Raw genomic sequence first — 7,146 nt, forward strand, 5'->3', positions numbered from 1 at the left:
GGGGCGCCCCCGCCGCCGCGGGGGGCCCACTCCACGCCGCGGGTGGGGCGGGCCCCCCCCGCCAGTCCGCCGACCGCGCCGCCGGCGCCGTCGATGAACAGCGCCTTGGAGAGGCCGGGCATCCGGCCCTGCCTGTCGGCGAGTCCGGCTTCGGTGCCGACGCCGATGATGGTGGCCATCGCGTCGAAGAAGCCGGCCAGTACCAGGGTGAAGACCGCGACCGAGGCGCTGATCGCGCCCATGCCCTTGCCCCCGAAGGCGCCGAACAGGTCGACGTGGCCGAACAGGCCGAAGTCGGGGGCGGAGACGGGGCTGCCGGGCCACACCGGGACGGAGTTCTTCCAGGCGGTGGCGGGCACGTTCGCGGCCTTGTTGACGATCACGGCGAGCACGGTGCCGCCGGCGATGCCGATCAGGATCGCGCCGCGGACGCCGCGGGCCATCAGCACGAAGATCGAGAGGAGGGTGACGCAGAAGACCAGGACCGGCCAGCCGGCCAGCTCACCGGTGGGGCCGAGGGACAGCGGGGTGGGGCCGCCGGTGTGCATGAAGCCGGCCTTGTAGAGGCCGATCACGGTGACGAACAGGCCGATGCCGATGGTGATGGCGTGCTTGAGCGGCAGTGGGATGCCGTTCATGATCTTCTCGCGCAGTCCGGAGACCACCAGCAGCACGATCAGCAGGCCGTAGATCACGCACAGGCCCATGGCCTGCGCCCAGGTGGTGTGCGGGACGACCAGGGCGGAGACCGCGCCGGAGACCGAGAGGCCGGCGGCGAGGGCGAGCGGGACGTTGCCGACCACGCCCATCAGGATGGTGGTGACCGCTGCCGCCAGGGCGGTGGCGGTGGTCAGCGCGGCGTGGTCCAGCTTGACGCCGGTGACGTCCGCGCCGCTCAGGATGAGCGGGTTGAGCAGGATGATGTACGCCATCGCCATGAAGGTGGTGAGACCACCGCGCAGCTCGTTGGCGAGCGTCGAGCCCCGGGCCGAGATCTTGAAGTAGGCGTCCAGGGCGCCGTTCGGACGGGGTTCCGGGGCCGACGGGTGGCTGTCGTCCTCGGTGGGTCTGTCTTCGGTGGTGCCGGGCTCCGTGGGGATCCTGGGCATGTCCACTCCCAAGTGTCAAAGGGGGTTGGGGTGGGCGAGCCGACCTGACTGCCGGTCAACGAAGCGGCGTAGGGGGACGTATCGACTCACTGGGGCACTCGGAAGGGGGGCGAGTGCCCGGCGGTGCATTCGCGGGTGGTGCGGTGGTGCGCACCGCTGCGTGACCCCGGCGTGGGAAGGGGCAGCGGGTGTGGGGTGGTGCCCCCGGGGCGGCGGGGAAGACTGTCGCCGCCCCGGGGAAGCGTGAACGGCCGGTCTCAGCCGGGCTGTTCGGTGGTGAGGTGCTCCGGCCGGACCGGGATCCGGTTGAGTGCGAGACCGGTGGCGTTGCGGATGGCGGCCACGATCGACGGCGTCGCGGAGACGGTAGGAGCCTCGCCGACCCCGCGCAGCCCGTACGGCGCGTGGGGGTCGGGCAGTTCGAGGATCTCCACCGGGATCGGCGGGGTGTCCAGGATGGTGGGGATCAGGTAGTCGGTGAAGGAGGCGTTGCGGACCTTGCCGTCCCGCACGATGATCTCCTCCATCACCGCGAGGCCGAGCGCCTGGGTGCAGCCGCCCTGGATCTGGCCGACCACGGAGAGCGGGTTGAGCGCCTTGCCGACGTCCTGGACGGCGGTGAGCTCCACCACCTTGACCAGGCCCAGCTCCACGTCCACGTCCACCACCGCGCGGTTGGCGCAGAAGGTGTACTGGACGTGGCCGAAGCCCTGGCCGGTCTCCTTGTCGAAGGGCTGGGTCGGCCGGTGGTGGTGCTCGCGGGTGAGGTCGATGGCCTCGTCCCCGAGCAGGTCCACCATGGAGACCAGCACGCCGGCGCTCTCGGAGACGACCTTGCCGCCGGCCAGCGCGATGTCCTTGTGGGCCCAGCCGTAGCGCCGGCGGCCCTTCTCGATCAGCTCCCGCCGGACGGCCTCGGCGGCCAGCTTCACGGCGCCGCCGGTCATGTACGTCTGGCGCGACGCGGAGGTCGAACCGGCCGACCCCACCTCGGTGTTGGCGGGGTGGATGGTGACCTGCTCGACGCCCAGCTCGGTGCGGGCGATCTGGGCGTGCACGGTGACGCCGCCCTGGCCGACCTCGGCCATCGCCGTGTGCACCATGGCGACCGGCTCGCCGCCGATGACCTCCAGCCGCACCCGGGCGGTGGAGTAGTCGTCGAAGCCTTCGGAGAAGCCGACGTTCTTGATGCCGACCGAGTAGCCGATGCCGCGGACGATCCCCTCGCCGTGCGAGGTGTTGGACAGCGCGCCGGGAACCTGGCGCACGTCCAGGTGCTCGGTGTCCAGCGGCGGCGGCAGCGGCATGTCCTTGACGCGGCGCAGCAGTTCGGCGACCGGGGCCGGTGAGTCGATCCGCTGGCCGGTGGGCATGACGTCGCCCTCCGACATCGCGTTCAGCTGCCGCAACTCCACCGGGTCCATGCCCAGTTCGACCGCCAGCTTGTCCATCTGCGACTCGTAGCCGAACGCGGCCTGCACCGCGCCGAAGCCGCGCATCGCGCCGCAGGACGGGTTGTTGCTGTAGAGCGCGATGGCGTGCATCCCGACGTTCGGGATCACGTACGGGCCGTGCCCGAGCGAGGCGGCGTTGCCGACCACGGCGGGCGAGGCGGAGGCGTAGGCGCCGCCGTCCAGCACGATCCGGCAGTCGGCGAAGACCAGCTTGCCGTCGCGGGTGGCGCCGTGCTCGTAGTGCATCTTCGCCGGGTGGCGGTGCACGTGGCCGTAGAAGGACTCGTCCCGGGAGTAGACGATCTTGACCGGCTTGCCGGTGTGCTGGGCCAGCAGGCAGGCGTGGATCTGCATCGAGATGTCCTCGCGGCCGCCGAAGGCGCCGCCGACGCCGGCCAGGGTGAGCCGGACCTTCTCCTCGGGCAGGTCGAGCACCGGGGCCATCTGCTCGCGGTCCACGTGCAGCCACTGGGTGGCGATGTAGAGGTCGATGCCGCCGTCCTCGGCGGGCACGGCCAGGCCGGACTCGGGGCCGAGGAAGGCCTGGTCCTGCATGCCGACCTCGTAGTCGCCGCTGACGATGACGTCCGCCAGCGCCCGCACCTCGTCGGTCACGCCGAGGCCGGAGACCAGCTTCTGCTCGTGGCAGATGTTGCCGTACGCGTGCGACTTGTACTCGTGCGGCTCGTGGACGTAGCCGTGGGTCTCCGGGTCGAGGCACTGCTCCTCGGTGACGATCGGGGTGAGCACCTCGTACTCGACCACGATCTTCTTCACCGCGCGGCGGGCCGTCTCCGGGTGGTCGGCGGCGACCAGCGCGATCGCCTCGCCGTGGTACCGGATCTTGTCGATGGCCAGGGCCGGCTGGTCCTGGATCTCCAGGCCGTAGTACTTCGAGCCGGGGATGTCCTCGTGCGTCAGCACCGCGTACACGCCGGGCACCTTGAGCGCCTCGGAGATGTCCACCGAGAGGATGGTGGCGCGGGGGTGCGGCGAGCGCAGCGCCATGCCCCACAGCATGTCCTCGTGCCACATGTCCGAGGAGTAGGCGAACTCGCCCCTGACCTTCAGGTTGCCGTCCGGGCGCAGCGGCGAGCCGCCGATGCCGTCCTTGGACGCCTGGTTGATGTTCTGCAGGTTCTTCTGGCCCTGGATCGTCCGGGTGCTCATTCCGTCACGGCCTTTCCGGAGCACTTGCGGGCCGAGGCGAGCCGCACCGCGTCCATGATCTTCTCGTAGCCGGTGCAGCGGCACAGGTTGCCGGACAGCGCCTCGCGGATGTCGTTGTCGCTCGGCTGGGCGTCGTGCTCCAGCAGGGCGTCGGTCTGCACCAGCAGCCCGGGGGTGCAGAAGCCGCACTGGACGGCTCCGGCGTCGATGAACGCCTGCTGGACCAGGCCCAGTTCGCCGTTCTCCTCGCTCAGCCCCTCGACCGTGCGGACCTCGCGGTCCTGCACCTGGCCGGCCGCGACCAGGCAGGAGCAGACCGGGACGCCGTCCAGGTAGACGGTGCAGGAGCCGCACTCGCCCTGCTCGCAGGCGTTCTTCGAACCCGGCAGGCCGACCCGCTCGCGCAGGACGTAGAGCAGGCTCTCGCCCTCCCACACGTCGTCGGCCTCGACCTGCTTGCCGTTGGCGGTGAAAGTGACCCTCATGCCGCGCTCCTGATCTGCTTGCCGTAGTCGTTCCAACACCAGGTGAGGGTGCGGCGGGCCATCACGGCCAGGGAGTGGCGCCGGTAGTCGGCGGTGCCCCGGACGTCGTCGATCGGCGAGGCCGCGGCCTTCACCAGCTCGCCGAACCGCTGGATCACCTCGGTGCCCAGCAGGTCGCCGGACTCCCAGAGCCCGCGCTCGGCGAGCACGCCCTGCAGGTACTCCTCGGCCTCGACGGCGCGGCGCGGGGTGGGAGCGGCCGACCCGATGCCGGTCCCGACGGTTCCGTTCTTCGGGTGGAGGGCGAAGCCGAACGCGCAGACCGCGATCACCATGGCGTTGCGGGTGCCGATCTTCGAGAACTGCTGCGGGCCGTCCGCCACCGGGATGTGCACCGCCCGGATCAGTTCGTCGGCCTCCAGGCTGTTGCGCTTCACGCCGACGTAGAAGTCGTCGATCGGGATCATCCGGGTGCCGCGCACCGAGGCCGCCTCGACGAACACGTCCCGCCCGGCCGCCAGCAGCGCGGGGTGCGCGTCACCGGCCGGGGAGGCGCCGCCGAGGTTGCCGCCGACGCCGCCGCGGTTGCGGATCTGCGGCGAGCCGACGGTGCGGGACGCCAGGGCGAGACCGGGCAGCGGCCCGGACAGCTCGTCGATGATCCGGGTGTACGGGACCGAGGCGCCGAGCTGCACGACGCTGCCGTCGTCGGACCATTCGGTGAGCTCGGTGATGCGGTTCAGATCGAGAATCGCGGATGGCCGGTGCACGTCGAAGTTCATCTCGACCATGACGTCCGTACCGCCCGAGATGGGCAGCGCGGTCGGGTTCTCAGCCTTCGCCGCGAGTGCCTCGTCCCAGGTGGCGGGCCGAAGGAACTCCATGCGGGTGTCTCCTCAAGTCGTCGCCCGCCGGGTGTCCGGCGGCGTGTCGCCCAGTGAACCCCTGTGACGCGGCCCACTGGCAGTCACTGATGGCATGAAGCCCCGGCTGTGGTCCCGCCCGGCATCCTGTACGTTCCTCTAAGGAGCAGAATCTCGCAGCCCAGGTGTTCGCCGAGTGCTACCTACGACCGTAATCCGGCCGTGACGGACGGGCTACGGGCCCGTGACCCGGCCGCCCGCTGGTACGTGACACCGAGCACGGATGTTCGGGCACACTGTGACCCCCGGACCGAAGGGCCGGCCACCCGTCCCCCCTCGATCTCCCTCCCGATCACCCCCACGATCGCCCCGATCCCGCCCCAAAGGAGTCCGCGGATGCGTGTCCGTGACCTGCTCGCCCCCGGCGCCCCGCGACTGCGCCTGCTCGCGGCCGAGGAAGAGCTGGACCGGCAGGTCAGCGGCGTGATGACGACGGACCTGCAGGACCCCGGCCGTTACCTGCACGGCGGCGAACTCGTGCTCACCGGCATGCTCTGGCGCACCGTCCCGGCCGACTCCGAGCGCTTCGTACGGACCATCGCGGCGGGCGGCGCGGTGGCCCTCGCGGCCGGCGAGGCCGAGGTCGGCCCGGTGCCCGACGACCTGGTCGAGGCCTGCCGCCGGCACCGGATGCCGCTGCTCGCCGTGCCCGACGACATCGCCTTCGGCACCGTCACCGAGTTCATCGGCCGCCAGGTGTCCGCCGACCGCGCCGCCGACCTCGCCGCCCTGGTCGACCGGCACCGGCTGCTGGTCTCGGCGGCCGGCGGCGGCGGGCTGGACGCCGTCCTCGACCTGCTCGGCGGCGACCTCGACCTGGACTGCTGGGTGCTCGCCCCCACCGGCGCGGTGATCGCCGGCCCCGCCGACCGCCTCTCCGCCGAGGACCGCGACCAGCTGGTCCGCGCCCACCTCTCCGCCCAGCGCCAGCGCCGCCGCCCCCCGCACCGGGCCCGCCTGGCCGGCGGCTCCTACTCGCTGCTGCCCGCCGCGGCCTCCACCGAGCACGAGGGCCCGCAGTCCGCCACTCCGCTGGCCGACTGGATGCTCGCGGTGGCCGGCGACATCACCGAGTGGACCACCAAGCGCCAGCAGCTCGCCGAGAACCTGGCCCGCCTGGTCGCCGCCGAGCGCCACCGCCGGGACGAGGGCCGCCGGCTGCGCCGCCGCCTCGCCGACGAGGTGCTCGCCCTGCTGCGCCGCGACGCCGACCCGGCCGAGATCAGCCGCACCCTGTACGCCTCCTCGGCGATGGCCGCCCGCTACGAGAACCCCGAGCCCAAGTCCCGGGCCGAGGGCGACTCCTGGCTGGTGCTCAGCGCCGAGGGCACCGGCCTGCCCGAGGGCACCGTGCGGGCCGTCCTGGAGGAGGCGCTCGGCGTCACCTCCGACCGCGCCCTGGTCGCCGGGACGGGCACCGGTGCCGTCGTGGTGCTGCCGGCCCTGGACGGTCCGGTGCCCGCCGACACCGTGCGGGACCTGCTCGCGCCGCTGGAGGCCGGGCTCGGCTCCGAGGGCCGGATCACCCTGGGCGTCTCCGCGCCCGCCTCCGAGGCCGGCGGCCTGCGCGGCGCCCTGGAGGAGGCCCGGCACGCCCGCCGGATCGCCGCCTCCCGGGTCGGCCGGGTCTGCGTCGCGGGGCCCGAGGAGCTCGCCTCGCACGTCCTGCTGCTGGCCGCCGTCCCGGACGAGGTGCGCCGCGCCTTCCGCAGCCGGCTGCTGGACAAGGTGATCGCGTACGACATCGAGCACCAGGCGGACCTGGTCCGCACCCTGGAGGCCTTCCTGCGCTCGGACGGCTCCTGGACCCGCTGCGCCGGGCAGCTGCACGTCCACGTGAACACCCTGCGGTACCGGATCGGCCGGATCGAGGAGCTGACCGGGCGTGATCTGTCCCGGCTGGAGGACCGGGTGGACTTCTACCTGGCGCTGGAACTGGCCTGACGGATCATCCGGCACGCACGAGGGCCCCCCCCCGCAGAGGGGGGGGGGGGGCCCCCCGGGG

General features: G+C 72.4%; 5 protein-coding genes. 1 reads left to right on the top strand and 4 read right to left on the bottom strand.

All coding sequences use genetic code 11. The features are described from left to right. From ACFV0O_RS38435 to ACFV0O_RS38450, 4 genes are all read right to left on the bottom strand, one after another. Positions 1 to 1,109, bottom strand: a 1,109-nt coding sequence (locus tag ACFV0O_RS38435) for a solute carrier family 23 protein (RefSeq protein ID WP_380348991.1), incomplete at its 3' end; no start/stop codon positions are given. A gap of 257 nt (positions 1,110 to 1,366) precedes the next feature. Then, positions 1,367 to 3,733 carry a xanthine dehydrogenase subunit D gene (pucD, locus tag ACFV0O_RS38440; protein WP_380348993.1) on the bottom strand — a complete coding sequence of 789 codons (2,367 nt, stop codon included), beginning with the start codon at positions 3,731 to 3,733 and terminating at the stop codon, positions 1,367 to 1,369. Then, complete coding sequence (locus tag ACFV0O_RS38445; RefSeq protein WP_380348994.1) at positions 3,730 to 4,218, bottom strand: (2Fe-2S)-binding protein; 489 nt, start codon at positions 4,216 to 4,218, stop codon at positions 3,730 to 3,732. Before ACFV0O_RS38445 ends, pucD begins: the two co-directional genes overlap by 4 nt. Continuing rightward, positions 4,215 to 5,102, bottom strand: coding sequence for an FAD binding domain-containing protein (locus ACFV0O_RS38450; RefSeq protein WP_380348996.1), 888 nt, complete (start codon positions 5,100 to 5,102; stop codon positions 4,215 to 4,217). Before ACFV0O_RS38450 ends, ACFV0O_RS38445 begins: the two co-directional genes overlap by 4 nt. 375 nt (positions 5,103 to 5,477) lie before the next feature. Between ACFV0O_RS38450 and ACFV0O_RS38455 the strand changes: the two genes are divergently transcribed. Further along, a complete protein-coding gene (locus ACFV0O_RS38455; protein WP_380348998.1) occupies positions 5,478 to 7,085 on the top strand; it encodes a PucR family transcriptional regulator in 1,608 nt (535 codons plus the stop codon). Positions 7,086 to 7,146 lie beyond the last annotated feature (61 nt).

Origin of the sequence: Kitasatospora sp. NPDC059577 (genome assembly GCF_042735475.1) — a bacterium.
In the GTDB taxonomy this organism is placed as follows: Bacteria; Actinomycetota; Actinomycetes; order Streptomycetales; family Streptomycetaceae; genus Kitasatospora.

What these genes read in the sequence shown, in the direction of transcription:
- pucD (WP_380348993.1), bottom strand. Translation starts at nt 3,733, where the DNA reads ATGAGCACCCGGACGATCCAGGGCCAGAAGAACCTGCAGAACATCAAC.
- ACFV0O_RS38445 (WP_380348994.1), bottom strand. Translation starts at nt 4,218, where the DNA reads ATGAGGGTCACTTTCACCGCCAACGGCAAGCAGGTCGAGGCCGACGAC.
- ACFV0O_RS38455 (WP_380348998.1), top strand. Translation starts at nt 5,478, where the DNA reads ATGCGTGTCCGTGACCTGCTCGCCCCCGGCGCCCCGCGACTGCGCCTG.
- ACFV0O_RS38450 (WP_380348996.1), bottom strand. Translation starts at nt 5,102, where the DNA reads ATGGAGTTCCTTCGGCCCGCCACCTGGGACGAGGCACTCGCGGCGAAG.